Below are 234 nucleotides of genomic sequence, written 5' to 3' on the forward strand. Positions count from 1 at the left end.
TCGGGTACGCGGGACCCCACCTCCGTTCCCGGAAGAAACGGCTGCCACTGACCGGCATGAGCGCGTGGATGCGCGAGCGCCCCGGCTGCCCATGCTCCCTCGCGCCGCCCGACCCCCAGGCATCCGAGAGCTCCGGCCATCGCAAGCTTTTCCATGTCGGAGGAGCTCACGTGTGCGCGGCGAGCCAGGTCCGCCTGGCTCATGAACGCTCCCTCGCGCCGGGCTGCGACAATG

The 234-nt window shown here is 70.5% G+C and carries 1 protein-coding gene; it reads right to left on the bottom strand.

The annotated features are described in order from the left end of the window. The coding region (locus QP415_RS13040; RefSeq protein ID WP_306559708.1) for a helix-hairpin-helix domain-containing protein at window positions 1–234 on the bottom strand (234 nt) is incomplete at both ends.

Origin of the sequence: Pauljensenia sp. UMB3104 (assembly GCF_030217285.1) — a bacterium.
Classification (GTDB): Bacteria; Actinomycetota; Actinomycetes; order Actinomycetales; family Actinomycetaceae; genus Pauljensenia.